The organism is Gordonia sp. 135, assembly GCF_009720185.1.
Classification (GTDB): domain Bacteria; phylum Actinomycetota; class Actinomycetes; order Mycobacteriales; family Mycobacteriaceae; genus Gordonia; species Gordonia alkanivorans.
On the sequence record NZ_CP046257.1, the window covers coordinates 2,087,510 to 2,107,501 of the forward strand.

Consider the following 19,992-nt stretch of genomic DNA (forward strand, 5'->3'; position numbering starts at 1 on the left):
GAGGGAATCGACATGACCCCCGAGACGAGTTACGTCTACGACGCGCACGCGTACCGAAGTTTCTTCGAGCACGAGTTCACCTACCTGAACGGATTCCGCCGCAACGTCGGCCGCTACGCCGGCGAGGTCGCGATGATCGACCCACTCACCGGCCGCCAGTGGACGTACGCCCAACTCGGTTCGGCGGTGGACGAACTCGCGGCCGGTCTCGCCGATCGCGGGGTGACCGACGGCGACGTGGTGGGTTACCAGTTGCTCAACGGCCCGGAGTTCGCCCAGCTCTACCTGGCGACGCAGGCAGCCGGAGCGGTCGGGTCGCCGGTGAACTTCCGGCTCGCGGCCGGGGAGACGGCTGTCATCCTCGACATCAGCCGGCCGAAGGTCTACGTCTACGACGCCTCCATCGGTGCGATGGTCGACGAGGCCATCGCGCTCGCCGACCACACGCCGGAACTGCTCGTCGGAGTCGGCGACGGGGAACTCGTCCCCGGCTCCATCCGCTTCGACGACCTACCCGTCACCGGCGGTGCGGCGCCGACCGTCGCGCGTGGCGTCTTCGACGAGACCACCCGGCTGTACACATCAGGGACGACCGGGATGCCCAAGGCGGTGCCGATGAACTCGGCCATCGAGATCTTTTCGGCGCACGACGTGATCATGCACTTCCCTCTGTCCCCGGACGACCGGACGCTGAACATGACGCCCTGGTTCCACCGGGGCGGACTCTACTGCGCCGGGCCCAATCCGTCGTTCTACCTGGGTTCCTCGGTCGTCCCGATGCGCACGTTCGATCCGGAGCTGACGCTCGACTGGGTGGAGAAGTACCGGCTGACGTTCCTGATCGGTGCGCCGACCAACCTGGCGATGCTCGCCGGCGCACAGTCGGCGAACCCGCGCGATCTCACCAGTCTGCGCGGCATCGTCACGATGGGCGCACCGCTCGAACGTGAGGCGGCGCTGCGCTACCAAGAGGTCCTCACCCCGCGGATCTTCAACGGCTACGGCAGCACCGAGGGTTTCTGGAACACCTTCCTGCGTCCCGACGACCTGCCCGATCACGCCGGTACCGCCGGCCGCGCCTGCATCGACGACGACGTCCGCGTGGTCCGCGTCCACGACGACGGCCATCTGGCGAGCCCGGATGAGGTCGTCGCCCGCGACGGTGAAGAAGTCGGCGAGGTCATCATTCGGTCGCCCAAATGCGCGGCCGCCTACTACGACTCCCCACAGCAGGAGAGGGCGAAGTACAACGGGAGCTGGCTGCACATCGGCGACCTGGCCACCTGGGATTCGGGCGAGTTCGTCACCATCGTCGGACGCAAGGACGACATGCTCCTGTCCGGCGGCGAGAACGTCCACCCGGTCCAGGTCGAGGAGGCGCTGAACGGCCATCCGGGCGTGTCGGATTCGCTGGTGGTGGGTGTCCCCGACGAGCAGTGGGGAAGTCTCGTAGTCGCCTACATCGTACCCGCCGACGGGGATGCGCCAACGCCAGAGGATCTCGACGCGTACTGCCGCACACATCCGATGCTGTCGCGCTTCAAACGGCCACGCGCATACCGCATCGTCGAGTCCCTACCCGTGTCGGCGACCGGGAAGAAGCTGCACTACAAGGCCGCCGAATCCGCTGCACGGGAGATGACCGACGGCGCATTCGCCGCGCCGGCCACCGACCGCGTCCACGGCTGACACACCCGAACGGGAGAATCGATGTCCTCACTCACCCACGAGCTCGAACACAAGCACTTCCGTGAGACGGTCAGACGCTTTGTGGCCGAACAGATCACGCCTGCGCACGCCGACTGGGAGAACGCCGGGCAGTGGGATCGCGGCCTCTTCGTCGAGGCGGGCAAGAACGGGCTCCTCGGCTTTCCCGTACCCGAACAGTTCGGTGGTCCCGGGGTCGACGACTTCCGATACAACGCGATCCTGATCGACGAGGTGGCGCGGACCGGCGCCGCCGCCGAGGCCATCGCTTTCTCCCTGCAGAACGACGTCGTCCTGCCGTATCTCACCGAGCTGACCACCGACGAGCAGAAGGCGCGCTGGCTGCCCGGAGTGGTCGGCGGCGACACCGTGCTGGGGATCGCGATGACCGAACCCGGGGCGGGCAGCGACCTCACCGGTATCCGCACGTCCGCCGTCCGCGACGGCGACCACTACGTCGTCAACGGTGCGAAGACCTTCATCTCCAACGGTCGCAACGGCGACCTCTTCGTCGTCGCCACCCGGACGAGTTCCGAGAAGCACAAGGGGCTCACGCTTTTCGTCGTCGAGGCCGAGACTCCCGGATTCGTGCGGGGTCGCAAACTCGACAAGATCGGCCTGCACGCGCAGGACACCAGCGAACTCTCCTTCGAGGACATGCGCGTCCCCGCGGCCAACCGGCTGGGCGAGGAGGGTGAGGGCTTCTATCAGCTCGTCCGCAACCTTCCGCAGGAACGGCTGTCGCTGGCCGTCGGTGCCGTCGCGGCCGCTGAGGGCACCTTCGCGCGCACCCTGGAGTACGTGCGGGAGCGCACCGCGTTCGGATCGCCGGTCTCGTCGTTCCAGAACACCCAGTTCGTCGCCGCCGAGCTCGCGACCGAACTCGACATCGCCCGCACGTTCCTCGACGACTGCATCGCCGAACACGCGGCCGGGGAGCTGACGCCCGCGCGGGCCGCGAAACTCAAATGGTGGGCCACCGAGCTGCAGGTACGCACCGCCGACCGATGCCTGCAACTGCACGGCGGCTACGGCTACATGCGCGAGTACTCGGTGTCGCGCGCGTTCGTCGACGCCCGCATCCAGACCATCTACGGCGGCACCACCGAGATCATGAAGACCATCGTCGCCAAAGACCTCGGTCTGTAGGACTTGTACAGTGAGCGAACCCTGATTCATCGCGCCGGGTCCACAGTCCGGTGGTTCGAATCGATGCTCATGAGCGGACCAGAAGGAAGTACTGCGATGGCGAAACCCGCCACGGCGAGGTCGTCGGCCGACCTGGCCGTCGAGGAGGCGGTGCGCGCGGTGCGCGTCACCACGCGCCGCCGTCAGCTGCTCGACGCCGCGGTGAAGGTCATGGAGCGCACCGGCTTCCACCAGATGTCGATGCAGGCGCTCGCCGAGGAGGCGCAGGTGAGCGTCGGCCTGTTCTACAAGTACTTCGGCGGCAAGGAAGAGATCCTGCTCGCCGCGATCGTCGACATTCTCGAGGCGTTCCGCGATCAGCTCCAGCCCGCCATGGACCGTGCCGGCGACGACCCCGTCGAGCAGTTGATCGCGGGATTCCGTCAGTACGCGACCATCGTCGACGAGAACCGCGACGCCGTCGTGCTGACCTACCGGGAGAGCCGCACCCTCGACGCGGCGGGACGCGAGCGGATCAAGGAACTCGAGGTCGAGACCTCCGCCCCGATGCGTGCCGCGGTCACCGCCGGCATCGAGGCCGGGCTCATCCTCGATGTCGACGCCGACCTCGTGGTCTTCGACCTGATGATGCTGGCGCACGGATGGGCGCTCAAACATTGGCATTTCGCGCCCGGATACGACCTCGACCGGTACGTCGAGGCCCAGCTCCGCTTCGCGTTGCAGTCCCTCGTCGTCGAGGACGCCCTACCGACCTACCTCGCCCGACTGTGAGATCGCTTCCGTCCGTGCCTGTGTGGTGAGCGCTCGCGCGTAACAGCCCATCGCTCGACCCGCGGCGAGGATCGCGTCGGTGGAGCGCTGGGTGCGGGCGACGATGAACGCTCCCTCGAGTGCCGAGACCACCGCCGACATCAGTGAGCGGGCGTCCGCCACGGGGAGTCCGCGCGCCGTGAACAGCGCCGCGCCGGCGTCGATCCACGATGACATGACCTCTGCGGCGATCTCTCGGAGGTCCGGTTCGGCGTCGGCGATCTCACCTGCGACGGTCCCCACGGGGCACATGTTCAGCCAGCCGCCCTGTTCGATGGTCTCTGCTGCGGCGACGAACGCCGCCTCGATCCCGTCGGCGGGGTCGTCGTAGGGCGCCAGGAGCATGCCGACCAACTCACCGTAGGCCGTTCCGGACTGTCGGAGTGCGGCCGCCGCGATGTCGCGCTTGCCGCCCTTGAAGTGGTGGTAGATCGATCCGATGGGGGCATCGGACAACTCGACGACCTGTTTGATCCCGGTCGCGGCATACCCCTGCCGGCGCAGGAGTTCGGTCATCGCCATCACGATGCGTTCATCGGTCTTCACCCTGGCCATTCTAGAACAACTATTCTAGAATGATCATTCTAGAGGCCTGATCGGTCTCGTCCGTTCAAGGCGAGGAGCACGCGTCATGACCGAGCTCAACCAGACGACAAGCGCCGAGGAAGGCGCTCTCAAGCGCATCGAGACGCCCGCCGGCACCGTCGAGTACGCGGAGGACGGAGCGGGGCCGCCGGTGGTGTTCCTGCATGGGCTGCTCATGGACCACACGGTGTGGGATGAGGTGATCCCGTTGCTGCCGAGTGGCTTTCGCTACATCCGGCCGATCCTTCCCCTCGGGTCGCACCGGGTCCCGCTCAGCGCGGATGCGGACCTGTCGATGGACGGGATGGTCGGACTGGTCGCGGACATTCTCGAGGCCCTCGACCTGCGCGACGTGACCCTCGTCCATTCCGATTGGGGCGGTTCGCTGTTCCTCACCGCTCTCGGGCGGGACGAGCGTGTCGCGAGAATGGTGATCCTCCCGTGCGAGGCCTTCGAGAACTTCCCGCCCGGATTGCCCGGCAAGATGGCCACCCTGGCGGTGCGGCTGCCCGGGGGTATCACCCTCGCGGCGCGCCAGCTACGGATCGGGTGGCTTCGGCGACTGCCGATGCTGTGGGGATGGATGATCAACAAGCCCGTCGACGACGAACGAATGCGCCGATGGACCGATCCGGTCCTGCGTGACCCTCGTATCCGGCGCGACGTCACCAAATACGCGACGACGTCCTTTGAGCCCGCCGAGCTGGTCCGGAAGACCGAGGCGCTCAAGAGTTTCGACGGCGAGGTGCTCGTGCTGTGGTCGCCCGACAACCGGGTGATGCCACCGGCGCACGGACCTCGACTCGCCGAACTCGTGCCTCGGGGCCGCTATGCCGAGATCCCCGGGGCGGCGGTGCTGTCCATGCTCGACGAACCGCAGGCCGTCGCGCGCGAGATCGGCGCGTTCCTCACCGCCGCGCCAGGCGACTAGAACGTCTCGGCCCCGGGTCAGGCGCCTTCGATCTTGAAACCGACTTTCAGGGTGACCTGGAAGTGTGCGATCTGACCGTCTTCGATGTGTCCGCGGGTCTCGGTCACCTCGAACCAGTCCAGATGGTTGACCGTCTGGGACGCGCGGGCGATGGCGTTCCGGATCGCGTCGTCGGTGCCGGTCGCGGCCGAACCGACCACTTCGATGACCCGATAAACATTGTCGGACAAGGATTCTCCCTCCATTGGCGTCGGTCCGCTCACCTCACGGGCAACCGGACCGCCTCTTGGGTGACCTCGTTTCTGTCTACCCCTAAGATGCGGGGAATGAACACCGAATCGGCAAACCGTGATCCCGGCGCGCGGTGTCCGTGTCTGTCCGGCTTTCCCTTCGGCGAATGCTGCGGACCGGTCCTCGCCGGTGAGCGCGCCGCGCCGACCGCCGAGGCGCTGATGCGGTCGCGCTTCACCGCTTTCGCCCTCGGTGATCTCAACCACCTGCGGGTCACCTGGCATCCCGACACCCGCCCGGACGACCTCGAACTCGACGACGCGATGCGCTGGTACCGCCTCGACGTCGAGTCGACGAACGGTGGATCGCCGTTCGACACCGAGGGGGAGGTCACCTTCACCGCGTACTACAAGTCCGGCTCCGAGCGGGGGTCTCTCCACGAGCGCAGCCGTTTCACCCGGTACGACGGGCGATGGGTCTACCTCGACGGGATCGTCGGCTGAAACGTGTCCGCCGGTCTCAGGCGTCCATGTAGTCCCAGAACTGAAGCCACGTGACATTGGCGAAGAGGGCGAGACAGGCGCTGTAGATCGCCAGGATCGCGATTGCGCCTGCGAGATTGCTGCGCCAACCGTCGCCGTCGACCGGATCGAGCCAGCGGCGGAACGGTTTGGCTGCCCACGGCATGAGCCACCACTGCATCAACCCGACGCTCACGACCTGACTGAGCCACAATGCGAGCCACGGCTCCGCCCCGGCGTCGTCGAGGACCGGTCCGAGGAAACGGGACAGGATCATCACCGTCGGGTACAGAACAAGCAGCACCATCATCGCCGACTTCCAGTTCGGCGTCTGACGGATGCGGCCGTGGTCGGTGCGCACCGTGGTGCCGAAGGCGGTGGTGGCCGACATCGTCTCGAAGTCGTGGGTCAGGCTCGACCGCAACACGTCGAGTGCCTCACCGCGTTCCCGCGACGATACCCAGGCCGACAGTTGCCGGTCGGTGCGGAACCTCAGTACGGACAACGCGGTGTTCGTCTCGTCGTCGACGAAGAGCGCGGTTCCCTCATAGCCGCTGAAACCGCTTGCCGCACCGGTCAGCTCGCGCTGGGCGTCGAGGAACTCCGCGGATCTGCCGGGCACGATCTCGTGTCGGAAGGCGCCGACGCCCGGTGGAGGAGCCTCCCCGTCGACGAGTTCGAGCGTCGGCGCCGACGGCAGCCAACCGAGATCGCGTCCCTTGCGCAGGATTTCCGCGCGCCGGGCGCTGTCGACCCACCGGTCACATGCCATCTCGTCGACGAAGGTCGCCGCCACCGCCGGTTCGAAATGGCCATCGGTCACCGTCGAGATGTCGGTGCCGAGGCAGCCCTCGGTGTCGGCCGCCGACGCGGCGAGCAATGCCGCCCAGTCGGCGAATCCCGCCTGCGAAGCGGGATGAAAGACGGACAGGGTGACAACCATCGCGCCGGCTACACCACCACTCGTCGGCCCTGGACGTAGACCTCGGCGACCGAGGATTCGCGAATACCCATCAGCAGCCCGAAGAGGGTCTGATCGCGGGCGAGCATGGGATCGTCGGAGCGGACCGCATTCTCCAGCGTGGCTTTCAGGCCGTCGGCCGGCTCGATGACGAGGAAGTCCGCCTCCTTGCCCTCGTCGAAGTTGCCGAAGCGACTCTCCATGTCGAGTGCGCGCGCTCCGCCGAGTGTTCCGATGAACAGCATTTCCGCCGGATGCATCGACACCCCCGCCTCGCCGGGTTCGGTGATGTGTTGCTTGAAGGCGTCGCCGAGTACGCGGGGGATGAGCCACTCGTCACCGCCCCCGAAATCGGTTCCCGCGGAGATGTTCACCCCGGACGCGACCGTGCGTTTCCACGGCATCGTCCCGGAACCGAGGAACAGCTGCGACACCGGGCAATGCGAGATCGACGTCCCGGTCTCGGCCATGCGCGCCAGTTCGGAGTCCTGGCAGTGCACGGAGTGCGCGAGGATGGTGCGCGGACCGAGCAGGCTCTTGCCGCCGACCTGTGATCCCGGCAGGAACTTCCCGTCGTAGGTGTCGAGATACGAGTCGACCTGATAGACGTTCTTGGTCGTGTCGATCTCGCCGGTTCCGGGCCGGCCGTTCTCGTTGAGATGGGTGTGCACGTAGACGCCCCGGTCGCGGTACTCGTCGTAGAGCTCGCCGAGGTTCTGCAGTGTCTGGGTGGTCACCGACAACGAGAACCTCGGGACGATCGCCACATGTAGGAGCGCGGTCCGGTAGTCGCCGGTGTCGGCGGCGTGCCACTTCTCGATCTCGTCCCTCGTCAGGCGGATCGCGTCGTCTTCAGAGGTGAGTAGCGGTTTCGCGGTGTCACCGCCGACCGTCTGGATTCCGCGCCCGGAGACGAGGCGCAGACCCGTCCTTCGGGTCTCCTCGAACAGCGCGTCCTGGGCGTGGGGAAACGCCGAACCGAATGCCATCATCGCGGTGGTGCCGGCCGCGACCCGTCGCTTGGTGAACTCGACGGCTGCGGCCTGCGCGAACTCGGGGTCGGCGAACTTCGACTCGGACGGGAAGATGCAGAGGTTCAGCCATTCCAGGAGTTGCCCGCCACCGTAGGAGTCGCCCGCGTACGTCTGCGGGAAGTGGATGTGGGTGTCGACGAAACCGGGGATCAGGTAACCGCCGGAATGCTCGTGCCGTCGAGCGGAGGCGAACTCCGCTGGTAGCCCGGACTTCTCGCCGCAGTACTTGATCATGCCGTCGGCCCCGATCGCCAGGGCGCCGTCGGGGATCTCCACGAGAGCGTCGGACGCTTCGGTGATCAAGGGGCTGCCGGCCAGATGGAAGATGTGACCGTGGTGGACATGATCGGTCATCGAAAGCTCCTCCGCTCACGAGCTGACATCACGTAATCGGGCATCACCGCACAAGAATTCCACGCTCGTCACGGTGGTGCAGAACGATATGGGCGTGGCGCGGTGGACGTCGTCGTCACAGGCTCGCAGCCAGTATGAACAGCCCTACCCGAGCGGCAGGGGCGAGATCGCGAACCGCTACCGATTCGTGTCCGTCGGGCCCTCCCACCCGACGCGCCGCGGCGTCGCGCGAAAGTCGTTCGTGTGGCTCACCGTTCAGGTGGCGGCGTGGCGGACGATCCAGTCGACGAGCGTGTTGGTCTCACGCCAGTCCTTACGGACGCGGTCGACGAGTGTCGGGGTGTGGATGACCTCGTCGAAGCCGTAGTCGCGGCCGGCGAAGAGCGACTTGTGGCGCAGGAGTTCGATGCGCGGGTGATCGGCGTCGTAGCCGCGGGGAGCGGTCTTCAGGCGGTCGCCGCCGATCTCCCATCCGGCCTTGGCGAGTTTGCGGACGATGCGCTCGAGTTCGGGTCCGTGCCGGTCGTGGTCGATGGCCTTGCGCAGCTCGGCGAGCCGTGCCGGCCCGGCCTCGTAGAAACCGGCACCGACCCGGACGCCGGGTGCACCGATCTGGATGTAGTACCCGGTGGCCGGTGCCACCGCAACGAATGCACCCTGGTGCGTCTTGTACGGCGACTTGTCCTTGGAGAAGCGCACGTCGCGGTACGGGCGGAACAGTTTGGCGGCGCCGAACTCGTCGGCGAGTTCTTCGGTGAGCGCCGTCATCGGTTCCGCGATCGCCGTCCGATAGGTCTCTTTGTGCTGCTCCCAGAAGAACTTCGAGTTGTCGATCTCGAGGTCGTCGTAGAAGTCGAGAGCGGCTTCGGGGAATCCGTCGAAGCTCATGGCGTTCCTGTCGTCGCTGCGCCGGGCACGGTTCGGTGGCGCTGGGGCCGTTCGTCGATGTGCTCGGAGTATCCGCGCGTGGTGAACTCCTCACCGTCGATGCGCACCCGGGCCTCGTAGCCGGAGATGTGGCCCCGTCCGATCGCGAATCGTTGCGGGCAGTCGTAGGTTCCGACGACCGAGACTCCGTCGCAACCGAACTCGAAGACACGGGGGAGAAATCGCTCGCTTCCATGCGTGTCCACGGCGGGGGCGTCGTCCGTTTCGAGGATGCGGTGGTATCCCTCGTGCACCTTGTGATCGGCTGTGCCGTCGAGTGATCGGCGGATGACGTTGGTCTCGACGATGCTGCCGGCGACCCCCAGTTGGGTGAACAGGATCTGGCGCTCACCTGGCAGATCGACTACGTGATAGCTGAACCACTCCAGCGGGATCTGTCGGTGCGTGGCCCGGCGGAGCGCCACGTAGGGACTGATGGATCGCGCGTACTCGAGGTTCCCCACGCCCGAGATCTCCGTCGTCACACCGCGGTGCGTCACCTCGCCCCGGTAGCGGCCCACGTGTCCGATGTGTTGCCAGACAGGTGATTTGACGAACCAGGTGGGATTGGGTCGGCATGTCATCGTCAGCGTTGCGTCCAGGTCGCCGGCATGGATCCGGATGTCGAACTCCGGATGCGTTCCGGTGATCGAGGCCAGAGAGCCGAACTCCGCACGGTCCGGGGCGAACCGCCCCTCGCGTCGGATGGAGAGCACCTCCCGTGTGTAGGCGCTGTCCGCCCCGCTCGACGCAGAGGCGACGATGATGTCCTGCGGGTCGTCGGAGGTGGCCTCCTCGGGGAAGTCGAAGGCGCGGAGACCGGTCATACCGGCCATCACCATGAGGCTCAGATAGCGATGCGGGTCGGGCAGCGACGGCAACATGAGGCCGTAGTGGCTCCACCCGAAGCGGCCGGACAACTCGGTGTGCGGGAGGAGGTCGAGGGACGCGTCGAAGGGCTTCTGCGACGCGCGGTGTGCGGCGTCGGTGAAGTGCCGGGCCACGGCAAGGGCGGGGCGTAGGGCCGCCGGCGGCCGTGAGCGGTAGACGTGCCGAGCGTCGTCGGTCATCGCCCGGTGCCCCGCTCGAGGTCGACGCGTCCGAACCCGACGACGCCGCCGTCGGACCCCCAGTGCAGTTCGTGTACCCGAATTTTCCGCATCTCGTTGCCCCCGACCGTCGTGGCCTCGTCGCCGTCGACCCAGACCACGATATTGGTGTGCTGGCCCAGCGCCGACGACCGGTCGTAGAGCACGACGTCGCCCACGCGGGGCGTGTAGTCGCCGACCGGCTCGAAACGACCGGAGTCCTCGAAGTACTCCTGCAGGGTGAACACCCCTGGTATCCGCCAGTGCCCCGAGTGGGGGTTGGCGAACGGTGTTCCGGCCTCTCGCATGATCCAGCTGACGAAGTTCGCGCACCACGGCTCGTCGACGCCTTCGGAGTAGAAGGTGCCCGGACGCTGCGCGGCGTGCTCGGCGCGGAGCAACTCGACGATCCGGTTCTGCGTCGGCGTCATTTGTCCGGCGTCGACCTGGGGAAACTCCGCCGTGTCCCACGGCAGCCACCGCTCGGGGACGGTGCGCCAGGCGATCACGCCGACGCCCAGAACGAGGACCAGGACAACCGCTGCGGCGACGACGAACGGCCGGCGTCGTCGACGGGGCGGACGTTCTTCGAGGTCCCCGTATTTCACGAGGTCGCTGGCCGAGTCGGGTCTCATCTCGACGAGTGTAAGGACCCCCCACATGGTGCGGTGCCGCGCCGAGCGTCGGCTGTTGGCAGAATGGCGGACTGGCGGGGGCTGCGAACCACGACCGTGAGAAGAACGGGGCGAAAGACGACATGACTGACGAACCGGGGCACGAGCCGATCCTGCGTGCCGGGGACACCTGTCGGGAGATCGCCACCGCCGACCGCGTCGCCTGCATCGTCGATGCGGCGGACTACTTCCTGCACGCCAAGTCGGCGCTGCTACAGGCTCGACGCCGAGTCATCCTGATCGGCTGGGATGTCGACACCCGCATCAGCCTGGACCCACGGTCACCGGAGGGAGAGGTCCCAGACCGTCTCGGCGAGTTCCTCAAATGGCTCGGCGCCAACCGGCCGGGCCTCGAGATCTACGTGCTGCGCTGGAGCACGGGTGCCTTCACCGGGCTGCTGCGCGGTGTGGCGCCGCCGTTCGTCCAGGACCTGCTGACCGGGCGTCGACTGCATTTCCGGATCGATGCCGCCCATCCGGTGTCGGCCGCACATCACCAGAAGATCGCCGTCATCGACGACCAGTTCGCGTTCTGCGGTGGCATCGACATGACAGTCGACCGCTGGGATACTTCGGAACATCTCTCGCACAACGACTTCCGTCGCGACCCTGACGGCGAACCGCATGGTCCGTGGCATGACGTGACGGTTGCGCTCGACGGGGATGCGGCACGTGCCGTCGCGGGTGTCGCCGTCGACCGTTGGGAAGCGGCGACCGGTGAACGTCTGGCGCCACTCGTCGACACCGACGGTCCCGACATCTGGCCCGAGGATCTCGGGGTCACGTTCACCGACTGCGAGGTCGGGGTCGCCCGCACCATCCCGCACTACAACGATCGTGACGAGGTCGACGAGATCCGCCGGCTCTACAAGGCGGCCTTCGCGGCTGCGCGGCGCACGATCTACATCGAGAGCCAGTACCTGGCGGCCCGCGAGATCGCGGATGCACTGGCCGAACGACTCGCCGAACCCGACGGTCCGGAGATCGTCGTGGTCCTTCCCCGGCACGCCGACAGCCCGGTCGAACGGCTGGCCATGGACGGCGCACGTCACAAACTCCTCCGGTTGCTGTGGCGTGCCGACGTCCACGACCGGTTCCGCGCCTACTACCCGGTGACCTCGGAGGGTGACGAGATCTACGTGCACGCCAAGGTGCTCGTCGTCGACGACATCTTGCTGCGCATCGGATCGTCCAATCTCAACAACCGGTCGCTGGGCTTCGACAGTGAATGCGACGTGGCGATCGAGGCGCGCCGCGACGACCCCGACCAAGCGGGACGACGCGACACCATCACCTCGATGCGGACGCGGCTGCTGTCGGAGCACCTCGGCGTCGATGCCGAGGAGTTCGACGACGAAGTACGCGAGAAGGGTTCGTTGATCGGCGCGATCGAGTCCCTGGCCACACCGGGCCGCACGCTCGAACTCTTCGACCGTGAGGTGATCGAGGACGAGGCGTCGATCATCGCCGAGAACGAACTCGTGGACCCGGAAGAGGCCGGGACGCCGGTGCTCGAGAGGCTGTACCGCGGGGTCATCCGGTACGGGTCGAGAATCCGGCCCCGACGTCAGGGCTCGGTGGTCGAGTAGCCGAGGACCTCGGCTCGTCGGATCTCGTCGTGACCGTGGTGAGCGGACCGATCGCACGGATCAGTTGCGCGCCTCCCTCGGCCACCGTTCCGTGGTTGACGATCACGACGTCACCGGCACGATGCGGTGCCGGATCGGGACGCCGCAGACGTGCCGCCACGTCGTCGGTGGATTCGCGTCCGCGCGCCTGCAGTCGCCGCAGGCGCACCGCATCGCTCACCTCGACGCGCACGACCACGAGACGTTCGTACCGCTGGGCCAACTCGTCGAGCACGGACCGGGAGACGTTCACGACGACCGGCCGTCCGCTCGTCACCATGTCGTCGATTTCGACGGGGATCCCATACCGCAGGCCGTGCGCGCCCCAGTGAACGGCGAACTCGCCACGGGCACAGGCGGAGTCGAATTCGATCTCGCTGACCGGCAGGTGATCCTCGCCCGGACCGGCCGGGCGGGTGATCACCCGACGTGGAAAGTGCGCATCGGAATGCTCGGCGGCATAAGCCATCAGTGAATCCTTGCCGGCCCCGCTGGCGCCCACCACGGCGACGAACGTGCCCGGTCCGAGCGGTGTACTCACGTGACGCGGGTGCCCGCGCGGTACACACCTCGGACCACCGGGACATCCACGCCACCTGGACGACGGTGCGTCGGAGACGAATACGACCGCACCCTCACGAGGTCGGCGCGCTTGCCGATCGCGATCTCACCACGATCGTCGAAGCCGACCGCCCGGGCGGGGTTACCGCTGATCAGCTTGCTGCCCGCGACGAGATCGAGTGAGCCCTCGCCGGCGAGCTGGAACACGGCCTGGAGCGGACTCGCCGGCACATAGTCCGACGACAGGATGTGCAGCAACCCGCGTTCGAGGAGGTCGGCCGCAGCGACATTGCCGGACTGGCTGCCTCCGCGCGCGATGTTGGGTGCACCCATCACGACCTGCAACCCGCGTCGGGTGGCACTCTCGGCGGCGGCGATCGTGGTGGGGAACTCGGAGATGTGCACGCCCAGGCCGAGTGACTCGTCGACGTGCTCTTCGGTGGCGTCGTCGTGGGCGGCAAGCGTGATTCCGCGCTCGACGGCGAGGGCTGCGATCGTCTTGCGGTTCAGGTCGGAGTACCGCTGCGACTGATCGATTCGTTCGGAGATGTAGCGGTCCAGGTCCTCCGGCGACATCTGGTGTTTGCCCCCGTAGTAGTTCTTGAACTGTTCGACATCGGCGAACTGTCGCTCACCGGGCGCATGGTCCATGAGCGAGGCGAGGCGCACATGCGGGTCGTCGGCGAACTCGTTGAACGCGTCGACGCAGTCCGCGGTGGACACCTCGCACCGGAGGTGAATCGCATGGTCGGCGCGCAGCAGGCCGGCATCGACCGCCTTGGTCACCGCATCGGCAAGGCGGTGCGCGGCGGCCGCCGTGGTGTCCTCGGACTCCGATTCCGACCCGATGCGGACCGCGTCGAGGACCGTGGTGGCCCCGGCTGCGGCCATCTGGGCGTCGTGGGCCAGAACGGCGGGCAGCGGGTCCCAGAAGACTCCCGGCCGCGGGGTGAAGTGGTATTCGAGGTGGTCGGTGTGCACCTCGACCACACCCGGCATCAGGTAGTCGCCCTCGAGGTCGGCTCCGCGCGGAACCGGTGAGGTCTGGGGGCCGATGTCGGCGATCAGGCCGTCCCGGATGAGGACACTGCCGTGCAGGATCTGGTCCTCGAGGACGATTCGGGCGTTGGAGAGCACCGTGTCGTTGCTCATCGGGTGATTCCTTCCATGGTGCTCGTGCCGGGTGCGCGAGGTGGGAGCAGGGCGCAGACTTCCATCGGGTGAACCGAGTGGAGGAGGAACGGTGCGTCGGGTGTCGCCTGGGTGAACACCGTCAACGCGTCGAGCGGGATGTCCTGCCCGAGAACGTCGCCGAACCACGACTCCAGCACGTCGGAGACCACGGACTGTCGGGCGTCGGGGATCCGGTCGGTGAGGGTCAGATGAAACCGGAACTCGTCGAGAACGTACGGGTATCCCCAGTAGTCGAGCAGGTCCCGCTGACGTTCGGTGAGGGCGTCCGGATTCCGGCGTGCGCGGTCGTGGTCGGTCAGCGGCGCGCGGAACGCGTCGAGTTCGGTGACGACGGCGTCGGCCACCGAACGCAGCGGCGCGTCATCGGCACCGGGCACCAACGCGAAGAACGAGCCGAGCCGGCCCAGCCGCAGACGCGGGACCGATGCGGCCGGTGTGCGAGCCGCGAGATGGTCCACGGCCCTGACCAGTTCGTCCAGCGACCGCCCAGGGGTGAGATGGAAGGGCGGCTTCAGCGTTCCGTGGAATCCATAGGAACGGGCCGCGACGGTGATCGCGTCAACTTCGTCGCGGGTCCATCCCGCAGGTGTCCGACGGGGTACGTCGCGACCGTCGACCGCCCGACCCAACCACTCCTCGGCATGTCCTCGAAGCCGGGTCGCATGCGCGCCCGCCGGCGATGAGGTCGGCCCGAATCCCGGTGCGGCGTACACGGCCGCCCGCCACACGGTCATGCCACGGCTCCGTTGTGTTCCTGTGTTGTGGGCCGCGGGGTGAACGACGCGACGTCGATCAGTCGGTCGGCCACCGCGGTTCGCACATACGAGTCATGGAAGATGCCGAGCATTCCGGTTCCGCGCGAGCACTTCTCGCGGATGAGATCGATCACGACGTCGCGGTTGTGCGCATCCAGCGAGGCGGTCGGCTCGTCGAGCAGGAGCAGCGGCAGGTCGGGCAGGAACCCGCGAGCGATGTTGACCCGTTGCTGCTCACCACCGGAGAACGTGGCCGGTGGCAGTCCCCAGAGTCGTTCGGGGATGCTGAGTCGGGTCAGCAGGTCGGCGGCCCGCTCCTCGGCGACGTCGGCGTCGGCACCGCGTTCGAGCAGTGGCTCGGCGACGACCTGCAGGGCCGGGACCCGCGGGACACAGCGCAGGAACTGACTCACATAACCGACCTGGTTGCGTCGCGCCGCCAGTATCCGACGGGGGTCGGTGGCCGCGAGGTCGACGGTTCCGTCATTGCCGCTCAGCAAGATCCGGCCACGGTCGACACCGTAGTTGCCGTACACCATCTTCAGGATGGAGCTCTTGCCCGCCCCCGAAGTGCCGTCGAGGACGACACATTCGCCGCGGTGGACCCGGAACCCGAGGCCGGACAGGACCGGTAGCTCGACGCCGTCCTGCAGGTGCATCACGAAGGTCTTGTCGACGCCCACCACATCGAGAAGAGGCGAGTCGGTGCTGTGTTCGGTGGAGGTGGTCACGGTCATCCTTGCAGGATCGATGAGACGAGGAGTTGGGTGTAGGCGGCTTGCGGATCGTCGAGAACGCGGTCGGTGAGACCGGATTCGACGACGCGCCCGCCCTTCATGACGACCGTGCGGTGCGACAGCAATCGCGCCACCGCCAGGTCGTGCGTGACGATCACGACGGCCAGCCCGAGGTCGGCGACCAGTCTGCGCACCAGATCGAGCAGTCGGGCCTGCACGGAGACGTCGAGCCCGCTGGTCGGTTCGTCCATGAAGACCAGGCGCGGTGCAACGACCAGGTTCCGGGCGATCTGGAGGCGCTGACGCATACCGCCGGAGAAGTTCACCGGCGCATCGTCGATGCGGTCGACCGGGATCTCCACGCGCTCGAGCCATTCCGCCGCGGTCTGTCGGATCTGTCCGTAGTGGCGATTCCCGGTGGCCATCAGCGGTTCGCCGATGTTGCCACCCGCGCTGACATGCATACGCAGGCCGTCCGCGGGATTCTGGTGGACGAAACCCCATTCGGTGCGCCACAGGTGACGCACCGCGCTCTCGCTGAGCGAGGCCAGGTCGACCACCTGCCCGTCGGCGAGCCGATAGTGGATCTCGCCCTCGGACAGGGACAGTCGCTGCGACAGCGTGCCGAGGAGCGTCGACTTGCCGGATCCCGACTCGCCGACCACGGCGAGGACCTCGCCGGGCCACAGGTCGAAATCGACGTCGCGGCAACCGTACCGGTGGCCGTACCGATGTCCGGCGCCGCGGACGCTCAACAGGGGTGCTTCGTCGGTCATGCTCCGACCTCCTCGTCGGTTCGGATGGCGTTGCGTTCGCAGTGATCGGTGTCCGAGCACACGAACATCGCGGTGCCGGAGTCGTCGGTGATGACCTCGTCGAGGTACACGCCGACGGAACCGCAGATGGCGCAGGGGCGATCGAAGCGCTGCGGTTCGAACGGGTGGTCGTCGAAGCCGAGGCTCTCCACCCGGGTGAACGGCGGGATCGCGTAGATGCGCTTCTCCCGGCCGGCGCCGAAGAGCTGCAAGGCCGGGTTCATGTGCATCTTCGGATTGTCGAAGCTCGGAATGGGCGATGGCGCCATCAGATAGCGTCCGTTGACCATCACCGGGTAGTCGTACGTGGTGGCGATGTGCCCCAGGGATGCGATGTCCTCGTACAGTTTCACGTACATCAGCCCGTAGTCCTCGAGCGCATGCAGTCGGCTGGTCTCGGTCTCGCGGGGCTCGAGGAATCGCAACGGCTCGGGGATCGGCACCTGGTAGACGATGATCTGTCCCGCGGTCAGCGGCGTCTCGGGAATCCGGTGGCGGGTCTGGATCACCGTGGCCTCTTCGGTCACCGTCGTGGTGGCCACGCCGGACACCTCGGCGAAGAAAGCTCGGATGGACACCGCGTTGGTGGTGTCGTCGGCGCCCTGATCGATCACCTTCAGCACGTCGTCACCGCCGAGGACCGCCGCGGTGACCTGAACGCCGCCGGTACCCCAGCCGCGGGGCATGGGCACCTCACGCGAGGCGAACGGAACCTGAAATCCGGGTATGGCAACGGCTTTGAGCAGCGACCGGCGGATCATCCGCTTGGTCTGCTCGTCGAGATAGCCGATGTTGTAAGCGATCGGGTTGTGACCGGGGTTGTTGTGATCGGCGTTGTGGTGCTCGGTGAGGTTGTGGTCGAGGGAATTGTGGGCGATGGGGGTGACGGTCATGATGCCTCCGTGTCGGGTTCGGCGGTGCCGAACCCGGTGGTGGGTGCGCTACTGGGGGTGCTGGTGGGATCGTCGGCGACACCGGCCGCGCGACGGCGGAAGTCCGCGTGGAGCTGCCGGACAAGTACGAGTTCGGCCTGGAAGTCGACGTAGTGGGGCAGTTTCAGGTGTTCGACGAACCCGGTCGCGGCCACATTGTCGGCGTGGCTGATGACGAACTCCTCGTCCTGGGCGGGGGCGACGACCCGTTCGGCGAACTCGTCGGTCCGCAGCGCGCGATCGACGAGGGACATCGACATGGCTTTGCGTTCGCCTCGTCCGAATGTCAGTCCATAACCGCGGGTGAATTGTGCCGGTGTGTCGGAGTTCCCGGTGAACTGGTTGATCATCTGGCATTCGGTGACCTCGATGCGACCCATCGGAATCGCGAATCCGAGTTCCGGGGCGACGTATTCGACCTCCACCTCGCCGACGCGGATCTCACCGGCGAACGGGTGAGTTCGCCCGTAGCCGCGCTGTGTGGAGTAGCCCAGGGACAGGAGGAAACCCTCGTCACCGCGCGCCAGGGCCTGGAGGCGGCCGGCGCGGGACATCGGGAACGTGGTGGGGTCGCGAGTGATGTCCGTCGGCTCGGGGTCCGCGGGATTCGGTTCGGCCGGTTCGATGAGGTCGCCGCCGGCGAGAAGATCGGTGACCCGCGGCATGTGCACGTCCCCGGCGAGGTCCGCCGGCTCCGGGCCGTCGGTGTCGCGTTCGGTGAACAGGCGGTGGGTGTAGTCGAAGGTCGCTCCGAGTTGCTGCCCGCCGGGCAGGTCCTTGTAGGTCGCCGACACCCGGCGCTGCGGGGGCAGCGCGCCCGTGTCGACCGGCTCGGAGTATCCGAAACGCGGCAGCGTCGTGCGGTACGACCGGACCAGGGTGATGGCCTCGAGAACGTCGCCCTGAGCCTGGGCGATCGCCCGCCCGGCGAGCTCGGGATCGTAGAGCGATCCCTCGCTCATCACCCGCGCCACCAGGACGCCGAGCTGCCCGGCGATCTGGGTGGCGGTGACGACCGGTGACCCGGTGTCACCGCGACCTTCCTTGGCGAGCAGGGCATGGGCGTTGGCGATGGCGCGTTCGCCGCCCTTCACGGCTACGTACATCAGATCTCCTGGGGGTCGAGGCGAGTGGTGCGAGGGAGCCCGACGAGGTGGTCGTCGGCGACGAGCACGAGGTCGACGCCCCGCGGGAACACTGCGGTGTTGCGATGCCACATCTGGGCGAAGTCGCGCCAGGCGCCGGGTAACTCGACGGCCTGCGTGGTCTCGATCCCGGGGCCGCGGCCGACGAATCGGGCTGTCCGATCCTCGACGGGTGAGGCGAGGAGCACGGTTGCCGACTGATGGGGTGCTTCGTCGGTCCCGACGGCCAGGGTGTCCAGGGGCGGCAGTGATGCGACGTCGGCGGCGATGACGAAGTGGGCCGATGTGGGGTCGTCGACCACGCGGACGCCGGTGTGGAACGTGAGCCAGGCGCGGACGGCCGGCGTCGCCGACAGCTCGGGTGCGAGCCACGCGGTGCAGTCGACATCAAGGAGGGTCAATGCGACTGCGCCCAGTCCGGGTCCGAGTGGTTGTGGTGCCGCGGGTGCGCCGGCGACGGCGCAGCGTCGACCGGGATTGGAAAGAGCCTCGAGAACGGCCCGGAACGTTGCCTGCGCTGCACGCGTCGGATCGTCGAAACCCGGTGCGGGAACTAGGGTGTCGTTTGTTTCGGTAGGGACGGTGGTGGTCATTCGTGCTCCCTGGAGACGTTGAAGAAGTCCACGAGTGTGCTGCGGGCTTCGGCGCGGCGTGCGGTGTCGAGGTCGTCGGCTGCCTTCCGCATCGGTTCGACGACCTCGGCGAGTACGCGCGCTCGCTCGGTGTCGTCGCACAGGAGGGCGTCGAAACATGCTGCGGCGTGGGCATGGTCGCGATTCGTCCCCAGGATGTAGGCCGAGCCCACCGCATCGGCGGACAGCGGTGCACCGTGGAGGCGTACCGTCGCGCGGGTGACGGTGGCCTCACCGACGTTGAATCGGTCGCCGACCGAGTCGATCCGGGCGCGGAGCATCACCAGTCCGGTCTCCGGGCTGCGGATCTCCTGGACGGCGGGCTTGGGTTCCCACTGGTGCCATGCGGCCTCGACGGCCTCGGCGGGTGAGGATGCGAGCGTGCGCATCCAGTTCTGTCGCGCGGTGACGGCTGGGTCTGCGGCGTCCGCGGCGTTGCGATCTGTCGTCGCAGTCATCGGTCCTCCGGGGTGTGTGAAAGCGGTGGGAATGCGGGTCTGATCTCAGATCTCAAGTTGTCTAGGTAAGTAGACAACTTGATCGTGAACGGTCCGGGTCACCAATTCGGTGACGACGAATGACCAGGTGGTCGCGGGATGGTGAACAATTCGTGAACGGGCG

Annotated in this window: 22 protein-coding genes; 6 read left to right on the forward strand and 16 right to left on the reverse strand. The window is 67.2% G+C overall.

All coding sequences use genetic code 11. The features are described from left to right. Positions 1-12 precede the first annotated feature (12 nt). From GKZ92_RS09510 to GKZ92_RS09520, 3 genes are all read left to right on the forward strand, one after another. Positions 13-1,689, forward strand: coding sequence for a class I adenylate-forming enzyme family protein (locus GKZ92_RS09510; protein WP_035755331.1), 1,677 nt, complete (start codon positions 13-15; stop codon positions 1,687-1,689). A gap of 21 nt (positions 1,690-1,710) precedes the next feature. Continuing rightward, complete coding sequence (locus tag GKZ92_RS09515) at positions 1,711-2,856, forward strand: acyl-CoA dehydrogenase family protein (protein ID WP_155225213.1); 1,146 nt, start codon at positions 1,711-1,713, stop codon at positions 2,854-2,856. Between the two features lie 96 nt (positions 2,857-2,952). Continuing rightward, positions 2,953-3,627, forward strand: coding sequence for a TetR/AcrR family transcriptional regulator (locus GKZ92_RS09520; protein WP_035755332.1), 675 nt, complete (start codon positions 2,953-2,955; stop codon positions 3,625-3,627). Here the strand turns inward: GKZ92_RS09520 and GKZ92_RS09525 are convergent. After that, positions 3,601-4,221, reverse strand: a complete 621-nt coding sequence (locus GKZ92_RS09525) for a TetR/AcrR family transcriptional regulator (protein WP_006360593.1) — start codon at positions 4,219-4,221, stop codon at positions 3,601-3,603. The two genes, GKZ92_RS09520 and GKZ92_RS09525, sit on opposite strands and share 27 nt — an antisense overlap. A 76-nt stretch (positions 4,222-4,297) precedes the next feature. Between GKZ92_RS09525 and GKZ92_RS09530 the strand changes: the two genes are divergently transcribed. Next, on the forward strand, positions 4,298-5,182 hold the full coding sequence (locus GKZ92_RS09530; protein ID WP_006360594.1) for an alpha/beta fold hydrolase: 885 nt from the start codon (positions 4,298-4,300) through the stop codon (positions 5,180-5,182). Positions 5,183-5,199: 17 nt separating this feature from the next. On the opposite strand, the gene GKZ92_RS09535 is transcribed toward GKZ92_RS09530, so the two are convergent. Further along, positions 5,200-5,412, reverse strand: a complete 213-nt coding sequence (locus GKZ92_RS09535; protein ID WP_006360595.1) for a dodecin — start codon at positions 5,410-5,412, stop codon at positions 5,200-5,202. A gap of 96 nt (positions 5,413-5,508) precedes the next feature. On the opposite strand from GKZ92_RS09535, the gene GKZ92_RS09540 reads away from it, so the two are divergent. Next, complete coding sequence (locus GKZ92_RS09540) at positions 5,509-5,916, forward strand: YchJ family protein (protein WP_006360596.1); 408 nt, start codon at positions 5,509-5,511, stop codon at positions 5,914-5,916. A 16-nt stretch (positions 5,917-5,932) separates the two neighbouring features. Here GKZ92_RS09540 and GKZ92_RS09545 read toward each other — a convergent pair whose 3' ends face one another. The 5 genes from GKZ92_RS09545 to GKZ92_RS09565 all read right to left on the reverse strand — a co-directional run bounded on the left by GKZ92_RS09545 (position 5,933) and on the right by GKZ92_RS09565 (position 10,933). After that, positions 5,933-6,877 carry an antibiotic biosynthesis monooxygenase gene (locus GKZ92_RS09545; protein WP_139319595.1) on the reverse strand — a complete coding sequence of 315 codons (945 nt, stop codon included), beginning with the start codon at positions 6,875-6,877 and terminating at the stop codon, positions 5,933-5,935. A gap of 8 nt (positions 6,878-6,885) precedes the next feature. Next, the gene (locus GKZ92_RS09550; protein ID WP_035755334.1) at positions 6,886-8,283 is read right to left on the reverse strand and encodes an amidohydrolase family protein; all 1,398 of its coding nucleotides are present in this window, start codon (positions 8,281-8,283) and stop codon (positions 6,886-6,888) included. A 255-nt stretch (positions 8,284-8,538) separates the two neighbouring features. Beyond that, positions 8,539-9,171, reverse strand: a complete 633-nt coding sequence (locus tag GKZ92_RS09555) for a DUF2461 domain-containing protein (RefSeq protein ID WP_155225214.1) — start codon at positions 9,169-9,171, stop codon at positions 8,539-8,541. Further along, positions 9,168-10,280 carry a DUF6670 family protein gene (locus tag GKZ92_RS09560; protein ID WP_155225215.1) on the reverse strand — a complete coding sequence of 371 codons (1,113 nt, stop codon included), beginning with the start codon at positions 10,278-10,280 and terminating at the stop codon, positions 9,168-9,170. Before GKZ92_RS09560 ends, GKZ92_RS09555 begins: the two co-directional genes overlap by 4 nt. Next, positions 10,277-10,933 (reverse strand): CHAP domain-containing protein, encoded by a 657-nt coding sequence (locus GKZ92_RS09565; protein ID WP_155225216.1) that lies wholly within the window; start codon positions 10,931-10,933, stop codon positions 10,277-10,279. Before GKZ92_RS09565 ends, GKZ92_RS09560 begins: the two co-directional genes overlap by 4 nt. 122 nt (positions 10,934-11,055) lie before the next feature. On the opposite strand from GKZ92_RS09565, the gene GKZ92_RS09570 reads away from it, so the two are divergent. After that, on the forward strand, positions 11,056-12,561 hold the full coding sequence (locus tag GKZ92_RS09570; protein ID WP_155225217.1) for a phospholipase D-like domain-containing protein: 1,506 nt from the start codon (positions 11,056-11,058) through the stop codon (positions 12,559-12,561). On the opposite strand, the gene phnN is transcribed toward GKZ92_RS09570, so the two are convergent. The 9 genes from phnN to phnG are packed head-to-tail and all read right to left on the reverse strand — an operon-like array spanning position 12,506 to position 19,829. Then, entirely contained in the window at positions 12,506-13,141 is a 636-nt protein-coding gene (gene phnN, locus GKZ92_RS09575) for a phosphonate metabolism protein/1,5-bisphosphokinase (PRPP-forming) PhnN (RefSeq protein ID WP_081724867.1), read from the reverse strand. The genes GKZ92_RS09570 and phnN overlap by 56 nt on opposite strands. Continuing rightward, positions 13,138-14,313 (reverse strand): alpha-D-ribose 1-methylphosphonate 5-triphosphate diphosphatase, encoded by a 1,176-nt coding sequence (locus tag GKZ92_RS09580; RefSeq protein ID WP_155225218.1) that lies wholly within the window; start codon positions 14,311-14,313, stop codon positions 13,138-13,140. The genes phnN and GKZ92_RS09580 overlap by 4 nt, the downstream gene beginning before the upstream one ends. Further along, positions 14,310-15,089, reverse strand: coding sequence for a DUF1045 domain-containing protein (locus GKZ92_RS09585; protein ID WP_155225219.1), 780 nt, complete (start codon positions 15,087-15,089; stop codon positions 14,310-14,312). Before GKZ92_RS09585 ends, GKZ92_RS09580 begins: the two co-directional genes overlap by 4 nt. Beyond that, positions 15,086-15,847 carry a phosphonate C-P lyase system protein PhnL gene (phnL, locus tag GKZ92_RS09590; RefSeq protein ID WP_042376143.1) on the reverse strand — a complete coding sequence of 254 codons (762 nt, stop codon included), beginning with the start codon at positions 15,845-15,847 and terminating at the stop codon, positions 15,086-15,088. The genes GKZ92_RS09585 and phnL overlap by 4 nt, the downstream gene beginning before the upstream one ends. Next, on the reverse strand, positions 15,844-16,623 hold the full coding sequence (gene phnK / locus GKZ92_RS09595; protein ID WP_042376141.1) for a phosphonate C-P lyase system protein PhnK: 780 nt from the start codon (positions 16,621-16,623) through the stop codon (positions 15,844-15,846). Before phnK ends, phnL begins: the two co-directional genes overlap by 4 nt. Next, the gene (locus tag GKZ92_RS09600) at positions 16,620-17,555 is read right to left on the reverse strand and encodes an alpha-D-ribose 1-methylphosphonate 5-phosphate C-P-lyase PhnJ (protein ID WP_262339136.1); all 936 of its coding nucleotides are present in this window, start codon (positions 17,553-17,555) and stop codon (positions 16,620-16,622) included. The genes phnK and GKZ92_RS09600 overlap by 4 nt, the downstream gene beginning before the upstream one ends. Then, the gene (locus tag GKZ92_RS09605; RefSeq protein ID WP_081790110.1) at positions 17,552-18,700 is read right to left on the reverse strand and encodes a carbon-phosphorus lyase complex subunit PhnI; all 1,149 of its coding nucleotides are present in this window, start codon (positions 18,698-18,700) and stop codon (positions 17,552-17,554) included. Before GKZ92_RS09605 ends, GKZ92_RS09600 begins: the two co-directional genes overlap by 4 nt. Then, on the reverse strand, positions 18,700-19,332 hold the full coding sequence (phnH, locus tag GKZ92_RS09610; protein WP_035755347.1) for a phosphonate C-P lyase system protein PhnH: 633 nt from the start codon (positions 19,330-19,332) through the stop codon (positions 18,700-18,702). The genes GKZ92_RS09605 and phnH overlap by 1 nt, the downstream gene beginning before the upstream one ends. Next, positions 19,329-19,829 carry a phosphonate C-P lyase system protein PhnG gene (phnG, locus tag GKZ92_RS09615; RefSeq protein WP_035755349.1) on the reverse strand — a complete coding sequence of 167 codons (501 nt, stop codon included), beginning with the start codon at positions 19,827-19,829 and terminating at the stop codon, positions 19,329-19,331. Before phnG ends, phnH begins: the two co-directional genes overlap by 4 nt. Between the last annotated feature and the right edge of the window lie 163 nt (positions 19,830-19,992).